Here is a 15,511-nt window from a genome sequence, read left to right as displayed (position 1 = left end):
CCACTGTCCGTCATGGCCACCCGCCCGGGGCGGCCGCGCCCCACGGCCACGCGGGTGAATGGCGGCGGGCCGCCGGTTCCCGTCCCGGGCGCGGCCCGTTGGAGGGGCGTGAACGGCCCGCCGCTCCCCCGCATCCGCTCCACGGTCCGCGACGGGGTCCTCTCCGTCAGCCTGGCCGGGGAGTTCGACCACTACAGCTGCGCCCCGCTGCGCGTCCTCCTCGACGGGGCCGCCGCTCTCGGCGTCCGCCGCCTCGTCCTCCACGCGGCGGAGGTCGAGTTCTGCGATTCGGCCCTGCTCGACGTCCTGGAGCGGTGGTGCCGTGGCGGCCGCGGCTGGGAGCTGGCCGCCGCCTCGCGGTCGGTGCGCCTGCTGCTGGAGCTCTGGGACCGGGTACGGGCCCCGCTGCCGCCGGTCAGCGCTCGGCCGCGGCCGGCTCGACGACCCGGCCGTCGCGCAACTCGACCACCCGGTCGGCGAGTTCCATCAGCTGTGGATCGTGGGTGGCGACCAGGGCCGTGACGCCCTCGCTGCGGACGACCGCGCGCAGCAGCCGCATGATGGAGCGGCCCGTCTCGGAGTCCAGCTGGCCGGTGGGCTCGTCGGCGATGATCAGGGCGGGTTCGTTGGCGAGCGCGCGGGCCAGGGCGACGCGCTGCTGCTGACCGCCGGAGAGCTCCCCGGGGCGCTGTTCGGCGTGTTCGGCGAGGCCGACCAGGGCCAGCAGGGTGCGGACGCGTTCCTCGCGCTGCCGGGCCGGGACCTTACGCATGCGCATGGGGACGCCGACGTTCTCGGCGGCGGTGAGCACGGGGATCAGTCCGAACGACTGGAACACGAAGCCGATCCGGTCGCGGCGCAGCGCGAGCAGGCCGTTCTCGTCGAGGGTGGAGAGGTCGGTGCCGTCGAGTTCGACGGTGCCGCCGCTCGGGGTGTCGAGGCCGCCGACCAGGTTGAGCAGGGTGGTCTTGCCGGAGCCCGACCGGCCTTTGAGCGCGGTGAGTTCGCCGCGCCGCGCCTCGAACGAGACCCCGCGCAGGGCGTGTACGGCGTTCGCCCCGGTGCCGAAGCTCCTGCGCAGGTCGCGTACCGCCATCATGGGCGGCACGGCGTCCGCGGTGTCTGCACCCTCCGCCGCGGGCTCTCGGTCCGGTTGCTGCGTCATGGTGGGCTCCCCCTCGGCCGGTGCTGTTCGCTACCTTCGCGTCCGAATTTGCTCATCCGTCACATCAATCACGCAAGTCCCTTCCTCTCCAAGACCGGATCTGACAACATCGTCCGCTATCCGGTGCCCCAGGTCCGGTTCGGGGGAAGGAACAGGCACATGATCGGCTTCGTCGTGCGCCGGCTGCGCGGGCGACTGCCGCTCGCCGCCGCCGTGTTGCTGACCGCTCTCATCACCACGACCACGCTGACCGCGCTGCTGGCCTTCACCCGGGGCGTCGGGGACGCCGGCCTGCGACAGGCGCTGACCGGCACCGCCGGCCGGTCGAACACCGCCGTCGTCCTCACGGGCGAGCACGCGGTGACCGCCCGGGCCGGCGACGACGCGGCCGTACGGAGCTTCGCGGAGGGCCTGTTCGGGAGCCTGCCCGTCGGCGTCGAGAACGTGGCGCGCAGCCGCTCGTACGGGCTGCCGGGCCCCCGCACCCCCGGCCGGGAACCGGACCTCACCCTGCTCGCCGCCCTCGACCCCGGCCGCGTACGGCTCCTCGCGGGCCAGTGGCCCGAGGCCGTCGGGGAGCGCCCCGGGCGGGTCCCGGTGGCCGTGCCCGAGGCCGCGCTGAACCGGCTCGGGGTGAGCCCGCAGGCGCTGCCGGCCGAGGTACGGCTGGAGGACCGCTACGGCGGGGCGCCGCTGAGCGTGCTCGTCACCGGCGTCTACCGGGCGTCCGAGCCGGACTCCCCGTACTGGCGGCTCGATCCGCTCGGCGGCCGCGAGGTACGGGTCGGCTCCTTCACCAGCTACGGGCCGCTGCTCGTCCACGACTCCGCCTTCACCGGCGGCGCCCTGGTCCAGAACAGCCGCGCCACGCTGCTGACCCCCGACTTCCGCGCCGCCCGCGCCGCCGACATCGACAGGCTCCGCCGCCTGGCACCGGAGACCGACGCCAAGGGCCCCGCCGGGCTCACGGTCACCACCGCGCTCAAGGACTACACCGCGGTCCTGGAGACGGGACGGCTGGTGGCCCGCTCCACCCTGCTGGTCGGGGCGCTCCAGCTGGCCGTCCTGGCCGGGGCCGCCCTGCTGCTGGTCGCCCACCTGCTGACCGAGCGCCAGGAGCCCGAACGGGTCCTGCTCACCTCGCGCGGCGCCTCCCGCCGCCGGCTCGGGCTGCTGTCGGCGGCCGAGGCACTGGTGCTGGCCCTGCCCTCCGCTGTCCTGGCCCCGCTGCTCACCCCACCGCTGCTGCGCCTCGCGAACCACTACGGGCCGCTGGCCAAGGCCCCCGTCGAGACCGGCGGGGCCTGGCTGCTGTGGCCCACGGCGGCGGGCTGCGCGCTCGGATGCGTCCTGCTGACCTCCCTGCCCTCCGTGCTGCGCGGGGCCGCGGCGGCCGCGCTGCGCAAGGCCGGCCGCCGTGCGGCCGTGGTGTCGAGGGCGGCGCGCTCCGGCCTGGACCTCGCGGTGGTGGCGCTGGCCGTCCTCGCGTACCGCCAGCTCGACCGCTACAGCGGGGGCGCCACCGGGCCGGGCGGCCGACTCGGCGTCGACCCGGTCCTGGTGGCCGCGCCCACCCTGGCCCTGTGCGCGGGCACCCTCCTCGTGCTGCGGCTGCTGCCGTTCGCCGCACGGCTCGGGGGCCGGATCGCCGCCCGGGGCCGCGGGCTCGGCCCGGCGCTCGTGGGCTGGCAGCTCGCCCGGCGCCCGGGCCGGGCCACCGGACCGGTCCTGCTGCTGGTGCTCTCGGTGTCCAGCGGGGTGCTCGCCCTCGGCCAGCACACCGCCTGGTCCGCCTCGCAGCGCGACCAGGCGGAGTTCGCCACCGCCGGGGGCCTGCGCGTCACGGGCAGCGAGCTGGCCGCCCCCGGGCGGGCCGGCCGGTACGCGTCCCTGCCGGGCGGGGCCCGGGCGCTCCCCGTGGTCCGCTCCGAACACGGGCTGCCGGACGGGTCCACCGGGGAGCTGCTGGCGCTGGACGCCCCCGCCGTCGCGCGGCGGGTGCCGCTGCGGGCCGACCTGCGGGACGGTCGGCCGATGGGGGAACTGTTCACCCCGCTGGCGGTCGACGCCCCGGGCGGCGCCGGGATCGCGCTGCCGGGCCGGCCGCAGCGGATCGACCTCGGCGTGTCGGTACGGGCATCCGGCGCGAGCGGCGGCGCCCGGCTGGGCGTACTGCTGCGCGACCGGTTCGGGCTGACCTACCGGGCGCCGATGCAGCCGCTGCCGGAGAACGGCGAGGGCACCCTCTCCGTGGACGTCGCGGCGCTGGCCGGGGCCCCGCTCGGAGCGGCCGCCGAACCCCTGTCCATCGCGGGGCTCGCCCTGTCGTACGGGTCCGATGCCGGCTGGTCCGCCCGGCCGGACGCCGCGTCGGCGGTCGACGCGGAGGTGGCGCTGAGCCGGGTCTCGGTCACGGCGGAGCCGGGCGGCCCGGCCGTCCCCGTCCAGGCCGCCGCGCCCGCCTGGAACCTGGTGGCCCCGCTCCTGGAGGGGGACGCCCGGGCCGCCCGGCTGCTGCCGGCCGACGGGGCGCTGCTGCGGCTGCGGTACGCGGGGGCCCCGCTGCGCGGCTACGACCTGAGCCTCAGCGCCGGCGGGCCGGCCGCCGCCGAGCTGCCGGGCATCGCCACCCGCGCCTATCTGACCGCGGTCGGGGCCGAGGTCGGCGACCGGATCCCGGTGCTGCTCGGCTCGGCCACCCTCCCGGTGCGGATCACCGCCGCCGTCGGGGCGCTGCCCGCGTCCGGCGACCGGGCCGTGGCCGTCGACGTGGCCACCGCCGGGCGGCTGCTCGCGGCCACCGACGGCCGGGCCCTGCCCCCCGCCGAGGAGTGGTGGCTGCCCGCGGCGTCCGCCTCGGACCCCGCGCCCGCGCGGGCCGCCGCCGAACTGCGCGCCGGCGCCGGCTCCCACCGGCTGCTGCTGCGCGAGGAGGTGGCCGCCGGGCTGCTGGACGACCCGCTGAGCGCCGGCCCCCGCATCGCGCTGGCCGCCCTGGCCCTGTCCTGCGCCGTGCTGGCCGCCATCGGCTTCGCAGCCTCCTGGGCGGCGGCCGCGCGCCGGCGGGCCCGGGAGTCCGCGATCCTGCTGGCCCTCGGAGCCCCCCGGCGGGGCCCGGCCCGGGCGGCGGCCGCCGAGGGCCTGGTCCTCGTCGTGCTCGGGACCGGGGTGGGACTGGCGGTGGGCGCGGCCATCGTGCACCTGACGGTGCCGCTGATGGTGCTCACCCCCGCCGCGCAGCGCCCGGTGCCGGGGGTCCTGGTGGACCTGCCGGGCCTGCGGACGCTGCTGCTGGCGGCCGCCATCGCGGCGCTGCCTCTGCTGTCCGCGGTGCTCGGCGGCCGCGGCGACCGCACGTCCCGGGGCGCCGCCGCCCGTCTGCGCCACGTGGAGGAGATATGACCGGCCCGACCACCGCTCCCCGTACCCCCGCGCCCAGGGGCGGCGGGGCCGGCTGGGTGCGGACGCGGCTGCGCGCCGCGCCGCTGGCAGCGCTCCTGTCGGCCGTGCTGGTCTTCGTCTCCGTCCTGCTGGCCACCGCGCTGCCGCGCTCCCTCGACCGGGGCGCCGACCGGGCCCTGCGCTCCTATCTGGCCGAGCAGGGCCCGGGCGAGACCAGCCTCGCCGCCACCGCCCGGACCCCGGAGCACGGGGACCCCGCGGCCGCCCTGGAATCCACGCTGGCCGCCCTGCGCTCCGCCGTCGGACCTGGATACCGCCTGGCCGGCTCCGGCCCCGTGTACGGGGTGCGCGCGAAGGACTCGCGCCCCCTGACGGGCCCCGGGCTCGCCCGGCCGTCGGACATCGCGCCCAACCTGGACCTGCTGCACCTGCCCCAGATCGCCTCCCACAGCCGGCTGGTCGAGGGGCGCTGGCCGTCCGGCGGCGGCGAGGGAACCGTCCCGGTCGCCCTGGCCAAGAGCACGGCCGACAGCATCGGCGCCAAGGTGGGCTCGGTCCTGGAGGGCTCCTCGGCCATCGCCCCGCCGATGAGCGTCGAGGTCGTCGGCCTGTTCGCCCCGGCCGACGCCGCCGACGCCTACTGGAGCGACACCGGCGACACCTGCCTCGTGCAGGCCTGCCTCAAGTGGGACACGAAGCAGGAGAAGTCCTGGTGGGACGCGTCCGCCCTGGTCGGCCCCGAGGGGATCGGCCGGCTGGCGGGCTGGGGAACCCGCGCGACGGACTTCTGGAGGCTGCCGGTGGACATCGGCTCCCTGCGGGCCGACCGGCTGCCCGAGGTCGCCGGGCAGATCTCCTCGTACGTGGCCGGTCCCACGGCCAACCGGCTGATCACCGAGTCCGGCCACCCGGACATCCTGATCACCTCCGAACTGCCGAAGCTGTTCGCCGCCGCCGAAGCCCGCCGGCAGGCCGCCGCACCCCTGGCCGCGATCGGGCCGGCCGCGGTGGCGGGCGTCGCCCTGGTGGTGTTCTGCCTGGCCGCCGGGCTCACCGGCGACCGGCGGGAGGCCGAACTGGCCCTGCTGCTGGCCAGGGGCGGGTCCCGAGCCGGCCTCCTGCGCCGGCTGCTGGGCGAGGCGGCCGTCACCGTGCTGCCCGCCGCCGTGCTCGCCGCGGCCCTCGGCGTCCTGCTGCTGCCGACCCCGCGGACGGCACCCGGCCTGCTCGCGGCGGGGGCCGTCGCCCTGGCGGCCCTGCTGGCCTTCCCGGTACGGGCGTTCGTGCTGCTGTCGGCGCGACGCGCGGCCGCGCCCCGGCGCAGGCTGGTGGCGGAGCTGCTGGTCCTCGCCGCCACCGCGGCCGCCGTGGCCGAGGTCCGCCGGCGCGGGGTCGCCCCGGCCGGGGCGGGGCTGGACCCGCTGCTCGTCGCGGCCCCGCTGCTGCTCGCGCTGTGCGGAGGGCTGCTGCTGGCCCGGATCCTGCCGCCGCTGGCGCGGCTGGCGGCCCGGGCGGCGGGGCGCGGGCGCGGCCTGACCGGCTTCCTCGGGCTGGCGCGCGCGGCCCGGGGGAACTCCGGGGGCGCGCGTCCCTCCGTACTGCCCCTCGTCGCTCTGCTGCTGGCGGTGACCACGGGCGGGTTCGGGTCGGCCGTGCTGGCTTCCGTGGACGGGGCCCGGCTGCAGGCGGCGCGGGGCGATGTCGGGGGCGACGCCCATGTGTCGGCCCCGCCCAGGGACGTGCTGACACCGGAGTTCCTGCGGGCGGCGGACGCGCTGCCCGGAGTACGGAGCTCCCTCGGGGTGTGGACCGACCGGGACGCCTTGCTGATGTCGGAGGACCTGACCGGCACCCGGGTCAGGGCGGTGGTCGCCGATCCGGCGGCCTACGCCGCGCTGTCCGAGGCCGCCGGCCGGGGTCGGTTCGACCCCGCCCGGCTCGCCGGGGGCGGCGGTGCGGACGCTCCCGTTCCGGTGCTGATCAGCAAGAACCTCACCGGGAAGGACTCCGGGGGCGAGCTCCGGGTCCGCGTCGCGGGCGGTATGGAACTGCGGACGCGGCCGGTCGGCCTGGTCGAGGGCACCCCGGCGGAGCCGTCCGTGGAGGCGGCGGTGATGGTGCTGCCGGCCTGGGCGGTCCTCCCCCGCGTACCGGAGGCGGCGCACCCCAACCACTGGTTCGCCCTGGGCCCGGTCGACGAGGAGCGGCTGCGCGGGCTGGTCCGCGCCCACACGCCGGCCCCCGTCGCCGAGCGGACCTTCGTGCACACCAGCGCGGCGGTCTCCGCGAAACTCGCCGGCGACCCGCTCCAGCACGCGGCGGGGCAGCTGTTCTGGACCTCCCTGGCCGCGGCGGCCGGCTTCGCGCTGCTGTCCGTGCTGCTGACCCTGGTACGGGCCGCCCCGGAGCGGGCCGCGCTGCTGGCCAGGCTGCGGACCATGGGCCTGCGCCCCCGGCAGGGCGTGGTGCTCGTACTGACGGAGTCGCTGCCGCAGGTACTGGCGGCTCCGGTGGGCGGTGCCCTGACGGCGGTCGCCGCGATCGCCCTGCTGGGCCCGTCGGTCGACCTGTCGACGCTGGTCGGCGCCACCGTGCCGGCCGGGCTGGGGCTGGGGCTGCGGCCGGTGCTCGTACAGGCGCTGGGCCTGGCGGGGCTGGTGGCCGCGGCCGTGCTCGCGGAGGCGGCGGTGAACGGCCGGCGTCAGATCACCACCGAGTTGAGAGCGGGAGACCGACGTTGAACACCGAAGCGCCCACGTACGAGGAACTGCGGCGCCAGGCCCTGGCGGCCGCCGCACCGCGCCGGCACGCCGAGGGCACGGCGATCGCCTGCGACCGCCTGGTACGCATCTTCACCAGCGACGGCGTCGAGGTGCAGGCCCTGCAGGGGCTGGAGCTGACGGTGGCCCAGGGCGACCTGGTGGCGCTGGTCGGGGCCTCCGGCAGCGGCAAGTCCACCCTGCTGAACATCCTCGCGGGGCTCGACGTGCCCACCGCCGGCACCGCCACCGTCGGCGGCTACGACCTGCTGGAGATGTCCGCGCGGGACCGGCTGCGCTACCGGCGCGAGACGGTGGGGTTCGTCTGGCAGCAGACCGCGCGCAATCTGCTGCCGTTCCTGACGGCAGCTCAGAACATAGCGTTGCCCATGCAGTTGAAGGGCAGCGGGCGCGGCGCCCGGGCCCGGCAGTCGGCCCGGGTCGCGGAGCTGCTGGAGGCGCTGGAGATCGGCGACCTCGGCGGGCGCCGCCCGGCCGAGCTGTCCGGCGGCCAGCAGCAGCGGGTGGCCATCGCCGTGGCCATGGCCAACGAACCGGCGGTGCTGCTCGCCGACGAGCCGACCGGCGAGCTGGACTCCGAGACCGGTGCGGCCGTCTTCGAGGCCTTCCGCACCGTGAACCGGGAGCTGGGCGCGACCGTGGTCATCGTGACCCACGACCCTATGGTGGCGGGCGAGGTCCGCCGTACGGTGGCGATCCGCGACGGCCGCACCAGCAGCGAGGTGCTGCGCCGCACGGTGACCGACGAGCACGGCACGGAGTCGGTCAGCGAGCGCGAGTACGTGATGCTGGACCGCACCGGCCGGGTGCAGCTGCCGCAGAAGTTCCTGGAGGCACTGGGCATGGAGCACCGCGTCGCGGTCGACCTGGCCGCCGACCGCATCGAGGTCCGGCGCGACGACGCCGACGACCCGGCAGACCCGGCCTAGACCCCGCCGCGTTCACCGTCCCGACCGGCGCCGGGGGTTCGGGCGTCACTTCCGCGGCCCGGGTGTCGTTAGGGGCTAGGGGCTGAACCGGGGGGCGAAGGGATGACGTAATGCGGCAGTTTCCTCTGCAGATGCACCACATGGAGCCGGGGCGCCTGGTCGAGTGGCGGTTGCGGGCCGCCACCGGACCACAGGGACCGGACCGGGGTGACGAGGAGGGCAAGAAGGCGTCCTTCAACCAGGACAAGCACTTCACCGTCGCCGAGGAGAGCCGCGCGGACGACGACCCCATGGCGTCCTGGGTGGCCGTCACCTTCGAGATCGAGGGAGCCCTGGACGAACCGGCCCTGGCCGGGGCCCTGCTGGCCTTCGTACGCCGGCACGAGGTGCTGCGCTGCGAGTTCCGGCGGCTGGCCGGGGAGCTGTCCTGCGAGCCCCTGGCGCCCGAGGTGCTCTCCCTGGAGGCCCGCCACGTCGGCGAGTTCGACGACGTGGAGCGGCAGCGCGAGTTCCTCTCGGAGCGGTTCACCCGCAGCATCGACACCCTGGCGTGGCCGCTGTTCACGATGGGCGCGGTACTGCGCCCGGAGTCCGCGACGGTGTACCTCGCCTTCGACCACATCGTCTGCGACGGCATGTCGATGCCGGTCGTCGTCCACGACGTGCTGACCTGCTACGAGGCGCTGCGGCGCGGTGAGGAGCCCGTGCTGCCGCCCGCGCCCAGCTACCTGGACTTCGCCGACGCCCAGCGCCGCCGCTACCTGTCGATCGGGGCGGACGACGAGCGCCTCGGCTACTGGAAGTCGTTCACGGCCCGGGGCGGGGAGTTCTTCCCCCGTTTCCCGCTGGACCTGGGCGTGGAGCCGGACCGGATGTACCCGATCGTCAACGAGGCGTCGACGCTGCTGGACGCCGCCGAGACCGAGGTCTTCGAGAAGGTGTGCGGGCAGGCGGGCGGGAAGCCGTTCATGGGGCTGCTCGGATCGGTGGGCGTGTGTCTGCGCGAGGCGGGCGGGCCCGGGGTGTACCGGGGGTTCATGCCCGTCAGCGAACGCGGGCGCGAGGACTGGAACGACTCGGTGGGCTGGTTCGTCAACACCCTGCCGATCGAGTTCGACGCCTCGCCGGGCAAGGACTTCGGCCAGGTCATGGGCGAGGTGCGGGCGGGGTTCAGCGAGATGATGCGCCACCTCGACGTGCCGTTCGTGCGGGCCTGGCAGCTGCTGGCGCCCGAGGAGTTCGCCGGCCGTTCCTGGCCGTACCCGGTGAACTTCTTCTCGTACATCGACATGCGCCGCTGCCGGGGCGCCGACCGGCACGACGAGTGGCGGCCCGCCACGCACGTGTGGTCGGCGCGGGCCAACGGGACCTGCTCGTGGTTCCAGCGGGACTCGGACGGGCTGCACATGAACTCGCTGTACGTGGACACCCCGGCCGCGCGCCGCACGATGGGCGACTTCCAGGAGGCGCTGAGGCTCACCGTGCAGAGCGTCGCGCGCACCGGCGGCTTCCGCAGGCCCGTCGCGCTCACGGCGCCGCGCCGCTCCGAGCAGCGGGCGGCGCGCGTCAGGGGCTGAGCTCCTGGAGGGCGGCGGCTCGGGCCAGCAGCAGGTCCCGTTCGCGGGCGTTGCGGGTGAGGGCGGCCGCCCTCTCGAACTCGGCGCGGGCCTCGGGACCGCGCCCGAGCCGCTCCAGCAGGTCCCCGCGTACGCTCGGCAGCAGGTGGTAGGAGCGCAGGGCGGGCTCCCGGGCGAGGGAGTCGACGAGCGGCAGGGCCGCTCCGGGGCCTTCGGCCATGGAGACGGCGACCGCCCGGTTCAGCTCGACCACCGGGGACGGGAGCTGCTCGGCGAGCCTCCCGTAGAGGGTGGCGATGGCCTGCCAGTCGGTGTCCTCGTAGCGCACGGCGGCCGCGTGGCAGCCGGCGATGGCGGCCTGGAGGGCGTAGGGGCCGCTGCCCGCCCGGTGCAGGGATTCGACTCCGCGCCGGATGAGCAGCCGGTTCCACCTGGCCCGGTTCTGGTCGGCGAGCAGTACGGGCTCGCCGTCGGGGCCGGTGCGGGTGGCCGTGCGGGAGGCCTGGAACTCCAGCAGCGCGGCGAGTCCGTGGACCTCGGGCTCGTCCGGCATCAGCGCGGCCAGTACGCGGGCCAGGCGCAGGCCGTCCTCGCAGAGGGCGGGGCGCAGCAGGTCTTCGCCGGCGGTGGCCGAGTAGCCCTCGTTGAAGACGAGGTAGATGACCTCCAGCACGGAGGCCAGGCGCTGTTCGCGGTCGGCTCCGCAGGGGACCTCGAAGGGCACCCGGGCCTTGGCGAGGGTCCGCTTGGCCCGGACGACGCGCTGGGCGACGGTGGGTTCGGAGGTGAGGAAGGCGCGGGCGATCTCCTGGGTGGTGAGGCCGGCCACCAGGCGCAGGGTGAGCGCGATGCGCGCGTCGGTGCCCAGCACCGGGTGGCAGGCGGTGAAGACCAGGCGCAGCAGGTCGTCGTCGATGTCGTCCGGTTCCGGCGGTTCGGGCGGCGGCGGTACGTCCTCCAGGGTGCGGCCGACCTCGGCGAGCTTGCGCGCGTAGGTCTCCTTGCGGCGGACGAGGTCGACGGCCCGGTGCTTCGCGGTGGCCATGAGCCAGGCACCGGGCCGGTCGGGCACCCCGTCCCGCGGCCACTGTTCCAGGGCGGCGACCAGGGCGTCCTGTGCGATCTCCTCGGCGATCCCGACGTCCCGCACGATGCGGGTGACACCGGCGATGACCCGCGCGGACTCGATCCTGAACACCGCTTCGACCGCCCGGGCCGCGCTCACTGCCGTCACGGCCACCCATCAGAGCAGCCGCGACGGTGCGGGGCAAACGCGGCACCCGGCGCGGGCCGCGGCCGGGTCACATCTCCTGTACTTCGCGGACCTCGGCGCCGACGGTCCATTCCGCCGGGTGGGTCTCCAGGAACCGCCTGGTCCATTCGAGGGCCTCGGCCTTGTCCTTGCACTGGAGGAAGGCGTAGCCGCCGACGACTTCCTTGGTCTCGGTGAAGGGGCCGTCGGTGAAGCTGGTCCTCCCGCCCGACCAGGTGACGCGGGTGCCTTCGGAGGTGGGGAGCAGGCCGGCGGTGTCGAGCATCACCCCGGCCTTGGTGATCTCCTCCATCAGGGCGCCCATGCGCTCCTCGAAGCCGGCCGGGAAGGGGGTTTCGGGGGTCAGCTTCTGCTCGTCGATGCGGATCAGCGTCAGGAAGCGCGGCATGGTGACTCCTCGGTCGTGGGGGCGGGGGCCTCTCCCCCGCCTCTCACCTCTGCGTCGAACGGGAGGCGCCCGGATCGACAGCTCCCCGGAAAATTCTTCGGAGGTTCCGCGGAACCGGCCACCGGGCGCCTCCCCGCCGCATCCGGCCGGGCCCCGGCGGCCGAAGAAAGGGGCGGAGCCCCCGGTCACACGTCGGCGGTCCGGGGGCTCACCACCGCCCGGGGCGGCTACCGGCTGTCGCCCGCCCAGTCCCAGCGGCCGGGGTCCGAGGACCGGCGGCGGTAGTGGGCGCGGCCGCCCGCCCCGTAGCGGCCTATCTCGGTCGGCAGGCGCGCTTCTTCGGCCAGCCGGTCGGCGCCCCAGCCGGTGACGTCGAGGAGGAGCCCGTCGAGGGGGCCGCCCACGAGCTCGCCGTAGGCGTGGCCGGTGCGCGGGCCCGGGTCGGGGTCTTCGTGGTCGGCTCCGTAGACACGGCGGCGCGGCATGCTGTCGTCCATGCGTCCAGCTTCACAGCCGCCACTGACAACGGGCCCTCGTGATCCACGGGGGATCCGCGGGGGGCCACGGGCACCCCATAGGCTGGCGGTCACGTCGTACGCGAACCGAGGAGCACCACCCATGGCCAGTCGGGTACACCGGCCGCTGGAGGACCAGGAATTCGACTTCATCACCGGGATGGCGCCGGGGCCGGTCCTGGCCTATTTCACCGGCACCTGGCCCAAGGCCGTCGAGGCCTGCCGGGAGATGGACTCCCTCGTCGCGGAGCTGGCCGGGGGCCCGGAGTACGGCGCGCGGTTCACCGCCGTGCGCGCCGACATCACCCGCTGTCCCGGACAGGTGCGGCGCTACGGGGTGGCGGGTGCCCCGACGGTGGTGCTGCTGCGGTCCGGCGAGGCCGTGGCGACGCACGCGGGCCCGATGGGGCGGGCGGAGCTGCGCGCCTTCCTGGACGCGCACCTGTAGCTCCGCCGGCTCCGCGCGGCCCGGCGGGTGAACCCGGGCAGGCTGGCCGAAAGTGGCATAGGTGGGATAGGTGCCTCAGGCATGTAATGGAGTCCGGCGAGACGGAACCATCGCTTGCGAGGTGTTGCTTTCCATGTCCGATGCCGTTGCCTTCCCGCAGGACCGAACCTGCCCCTACCACCCGCCGGCCGCCTACCAGCCACTGCGGGAGAGCCGGCCGCTCTCCCGCGTCACCCTCTTCGACGGCCGCTCCGTATGGGTGGTCACCGGCCACGCCGAGGCGCGCGCCCTGCTCTCCGACGGCCGGCTGTCGACCGACCGCACCAACGAGGCCTTCCCCGCCCCCACCGCCCGGTTCAAGGGGCTGCAGAACCGGCGGACGGCCCTGCTCGGGGTGGACGACCCCGAGCACAACACGCAGCGGCGGATGCTGATCCCGAGCTTCTCGGTCAAGCGGACGGCCGCCCTGCGCCCCCGGATCCAGGAGACCGTGGACCGGCTGATCGACGCGATGACGGCCCGGGGACCGGGGGCCGAGCTGGTGGGCGACTTCGCGCTGCCGGTGCCGTCCATGGTGATCTGCGCCCTCCTCGGGGTCCCGTACGAGGACCACGACTTCTTCGAGGAGCAGTCGCGGCGGCTGCTGCGCGGTCCCTCGACCGCCGACGTGGAGGAGGCCCGGGACCGGCTGGACGCCTATCTGGAGGCCCTGATCCGGCGCAAGCGCACCGATCCGGGTGACGGGCTGCTGGACGAGCTGGTCTCGACCCGGCTGGCGGCGGGCGAGACCGACGTCGAGGAACTCGTGTCGCTGGCCGGGATCCTGCTGATCGCGGGGCACGAGACCACGGCGAACATGATCTCGCTGGGCACCTTCACCCTGCTGCGGCACCCGGAGCAGCTGGCCGAGCTGCGGTCCGACCCCACCCTGATGCCGGAGGCGGTGGAGGAGCTGATGCGGTACCTGTCCATCGCGGACGGGATGCTGCGGGTGGCCACGCGGGAGATCGAGGTCGGCGGGGTGACCATCCGGCCGGACGACGGGGTGGTCTTCTCCACCTCGGTCATCAACCGCGACGAAGCGGTCTTCGCCGACCCCGACGCGCTCGACTGGCACCGGCCGACCCGCCACCACCTGGCCTTCGGTTTCGGCATCCACCAGTGCCTGGGCCAGAACCTGGCGCGCGCCGAGATGGAGATCGCCCTCGGGACCCTGTTCGAGCGGCTGCCGGGACTGCGCCTGGCGGCCGATCCGGACCGGATCCCCTTCAAGCCCGGCGACACCATCCAGGGCATGCTCGAACTGCCCGTGACGTGGTGAGCGGCGTGCGGATCTCCGTGGACCAGGACGTGTGCATCGGCGCCGGCCAGTGCGTGCTGACCGCGCCGCAGGTCTTCACCCAGGACGACGACGGTTTCAGCGAGGTGCTCGCGGGCCGCGAGGACGGCCACGGGAGCCCGCTGGTCCGGGAGGCCGCGCGCGCCTGCCCGGTTTCGGCCATCACCGTGCGGGAGGCCGGGGAAGCGCCGGAGGGCCCGGCGGACTGACCGGGGCCCGTCGTGCGGGAGCCCCCGCCGGGTGACCGGCGGGGGCTCCCGGCGACGGGAACCGCGGGGCGGCCGGCGCTATTCGGGGACCACGTTCTCCGCCTGGGGCCCCTTGGGGCCCTGGGTGACGTCGTACGCGACCCGGGCGTTCTCCTCCAGGGACTTGAAGCCGCTGCCCTGGATGGCGGAGAAGTGCACGAACACGTCGGGGCCGCCGTCGTCCTGCTGGATGAAGCCGAACCCCTTCTCCGAGTTGAACCACTTCACGGTGCCAGTTGCCATCGGTACTGATCCTTCTCAACGTTCCGCTGGGGCCGCATACGCGGCCGTCTCGATACTGCCCACCCGTCCCGCACGCCACACTCCGGACGCGGCCAACCGGGGCGGTTCAGGCGCCGCCGTCCCCGACGGGCAGCGGGTCGGCGGACGGGCCGCCGAGGGCCGGGCGGCCCGCGGAGGCCGCCGCCGCGCGGCGCGGGCCGCCCGCCCGGCAGCCCAGGCAGTCGGCGTGTCCCGTCCGGGCGCCGTCGTCCCGGACGCGCCAGTCCCAGTCCTCGCGCGGGCGGGGGCCGCTGGGCTTGCCCCAGCCGGCGAGGTGGAGCAGCCAGGTGACCAGTCCCGCCGCCACGACCAGGCCGAGGCCCAGCCAGACGCCCGGGGTCCAGGCGGCGCACAGGGCGGCGCCCGCTCCGGCGCAGCCCAGCAGGGCCAGGGTGGTTCCGGTCCAGCCGGCCACGGTGTGGCCGAGGTCGACGTCGCCGTGGGCACTCATGATTCCCCCTCGATGGGCAGGCGGCAGTACGCTCGGAGCAGGATCATTTATCTCACGAGCTAAGTAACTTAGATACTAAGGAGAGTGTCGGTGCACGGCAAGCCCCGCCCCGCGGCCACGGCCGGGGAGGCGATCGCACGCATGGACCAGTACGTGGCCCTCGGCCTCGTCGGCCAGCAGGAGGTGGCCCAGCTCCTCGGGATCAACGTCACCGACCTGACCTGCCTCGCCCACATCCTGGCCGCCTGCGACAAGCCCCTCTCGGCCGGCGACCTCGCCGGGCTGGTGAACCTCACCACCGGCGCCGTCACCGGCGTGCTCAACCGGCTGGAGAAGGCCGGGTACGCCCGCCGGCAGCCCGACCCCGCCGACCGCCGCCGGGTACGGGTGGTGGCCGACCCCGAGGCCGCCGCCCGGGTCATCGCCACCTACCAGCCCTTCTACGACCGGCTCGCCGCCGTGTTCGCCGAGTACACCCCCGACGAGACCGCCGTGATCGCCGACTGGTTCGGCCGGGCGGCGGTCGAGATGCGGGCCCACCTCGCCCGGGTGCGCTCCGGGGAGCTCGACCCCAGGCCCGGCCGGTGACCGGCTGGTAAAATGGCCGGGAAACTTGAGGCGCGGGGCGGCGGCGCCCGGTGCGGACGCGTACGACGAGCCGGGGACCGTACCGAGGGGTACGGACCCCGGCTCGTCGCCGTTCCCACCGCCGCG

The 15,511-nt window shown here is 75.6% G+C and carries 15 protein-coding genes; 9 read left to right on the top strand and 6 right to left on the bottom strand.

The annotated features are described in order from the left end of the window. Window positions 1-12: 12 nt before the first annotated feature. Window positions 13-522 carry an STAS domain-containing protein gene (locus tag ACZ518_RS11505; protein ID WP_469112812.1) on the top strand — a complete coding sequence of 170 codons (510 nt, stop codon included), beginning with the start codon at window positions 13-15 and terminating at the stop codon, window positions 520-522. Here the strand turns inward: ACZ518_RS11505 and ACZ518_RS11500 are convergent. Beyond that, window positions 416-1,165, bottom strand: a complete 750-nt coding sequence (locus ACZ518_RS11500) for an ABC transporter ATP-binding protein (RefSeq protein WP_469112811.1) — start codon at window positions 1,163-1,165, stop codon at window positions 416-418. The two genes, ACZ518_RS11505 and ACZ518_RS11500, sit on opposite strands and share 107 nt — an antisense overlap. A gap of 159 nt (window positions 1,166-1,324) precedes the next feature. On the opposite strand from ACZ518_RS11500, the gene ACZ518_RS11495 reads away from it, so the two are divergent. The 4 genes from ACZ518_RS11495 (at window position 1,325) to ACZ518_RS11480 (ending at window position 9,853) form a co-directional block, all read left to right on the top strand. Then, complete coding sequence (locus ACZ518_RS11495) at window positions 1,325-4,567, top strand: FtsX-like permease family protein (protein WP_469112810.1); 3,243 nt, start codon at window positions 1,325-1,327, stop codon at window positions 4,565-4,567. Beyond that, window positions 4,564-7,308: a hypothetical protein gene (locus ACZ518_RS11490; RefSeq protein WP_469112809.1), complete on the top strand. Its 2,745-nt coding sequence runs from the start codon at window positions 4,564-4,566 to the stop codon at window positions 7,306-7,308. Before ACZ518_RS11495 ends, ACZ518_RS11490 begins: the two co-directional genes overlap by 4 nt. After that, window positions 7,305-8,276 carry an ABC transporter ATP-binding protein gene (locus ACZ518_RS11485; protein ID WP_469112808.1) on the top strand — a complete coding sequence of 324 codons (972 nt, stop codon included), beginning with the start codon at window positions 7,305-7,307 and terminating at the stop codon, window positions 8,274-8,276. The genes ACZ518_RS11490 and ACZ518_RS11485 overlap by 4 nt, the downstream gene beginning before the upstream one ends. Window positions 8,277-8,386: 110 nt before the next feature. Next, window positions 8,387-9,853 (top strand): condensation domain-containing protein, encoded by a 1,467-nt coding sequence (locus ACZ518_RS11480; RefSeq protein ID WP_469112807.1) that lies wholly within the window; start codon window positions 8,387-8,389, stop codon window positions 9,851-9,853. On the opposite strand, the gene ACZ518_RS11475 is transcribed toward ACZ518_RS11480, so the two are convergent. The 3 genes from ACZ518_RS11475 to ACZ518_RS11465 all read right to left on the bottom strand — a co-directional run bounded on the left by ACZ518_RS11475 (window position 9,843) and on the right by ACZ518_RS11465 (window position 12,011). Beyond that, window positions 9,843-11,078, bottom strand: coding sequence for an RNA polymerase sigma factor (locus ACZ518_RS11475; protein ID WP_469112956.1), 1,236 nt, complete (start codon window positions 11,076-11,078; stop codon window positions 9,843-9,845). The genes ACZ518_RS11480 and ACZ518_RS11475 overlap by 11 nt on opposite strands. Before the next feature lie 76 nt (window positions 11,079-11,154). Continuing rightward, on the bottom strand, window positions 11,155-11,514 hold the full coding sequence (locus ACZ518_RS11470) for a YciI family protein (RefSeq protein WP_469112806.1): 360 nt from the start codon (window positions 11,512-11,514) through the stop codon (window positions 11,155-11,157). A gap of 227 nt (window positions 11,515-11,741) precedes the next feature. After that, entirely contained in the window at window positions 11,742-12,011 is a 270-nt protein-coding gene (locus ACZ518_RS11465; RefSeq protein WP_469112805.1) for a hypothetical protein, read from the bottom strand. A gap of 121 nt (window positions 12,012-12,132) precedes the next feature. On the opposite strand from ACZ518_RS11465, the gene ACZ518_RS11460 reads away from it, so the two are divergent. The 3 genes from ACZ518_RS11460 to ACZ518_RS11450 all read left to right on the top strand — a co-directional run bounded on the left by ACZ518_RS11460 (window position 12,133) and on the right by ACZ518_RS11450 (window position 14,025). Continuing rightward, the gene (locus ACZ518_RS11460) at window positions 12,133-12,477 is read left to right on the top strand and encodes a thioredoxin family protein (RefSeq protein WP_469112804.1); all 345 of its coding nucleotides are present in this window, start codon (window positions 12,133-12,135) and stop codon (window positions 12,475-12,477) included. 133 nt (window positions 12,478-12,610) lie between these two features. Beyond that, window positions 12,611-13,798: a cytochrome P450 gene (locus tag ACZ518_RS11455; protein ID WP_469112803.1), complete on the top strand. Its 1,188-nt coding sequence runs from the start codon at window positions 12,611-12,613 to the stop codon at window positions 13,796-13,798. Window positions 13,799-13,803: 5 nt separating this feature from the next. Next, entirely contained in the window at window positions 13,804-14,025 is a 222-nt protein-coding gene (locus ACZ518_RS11450) for a ferredoxin (protein WP_469112802.1), read from the top strand. A gap of 78 nt (window positions 14,026-14,103) precedes the next feature. Here ACZ518_RS11450 and ACZ518_RS11445 read toward each other — a convergent pair whose 3' ends face one another. Then, the gene (locus ACZ518_RS11445; RefSeq protein WP_469112801.1) at window positions 14,104-14,307 is read right to left on the bottom strand and encodes a cold-shock protein; all 204 of its coding nucleotides are present in this window, start codon (window positions 14,305-14,307) and stop codon (window positions 14,104-14,106) included. Window positions 14,308-14,413: 106 nt separating this feature from the next. Next, the gene (locus ACZ518_RS11440) at window positions 14,414-14,797 is read right to left on the bottom strand and encodes an HGxxPAAW family protein (protein ID WP_469112800.1); all 384 of its coding nucleotides are present in this window, start codon (window positions 14,795-14,797) and stop codon (window positions 14,414-14,416) included. 90 nt (window positions 14,798-14,887) lie between these two features. Here ACZ518_RS11440 and ACZ518_RS11435 point away from each other — a divergent pair, with 90 nt between their 5' ends. Further along, complete coding sequence (locus tag ACZ518_RS11435; protein WP_469112799.1) at window positions 14,888-15,385, top strand: MarR family transcriptional regulator; 498 nt, start codon at window positions 14,888-14,890, stop codon at window positions 15,383-15,385. The last annotated feature ends 126 nt before the right edge of the window (window positions 15,386-15,511 follow it).

The organism is Streptomyces sp. NPDC033966 (assembly GCF_055575955.1).
Note: the sequence above shows the minus strand (reverse complement) of the source record. Positions and strands in the feature narration are given on the sequence as shown.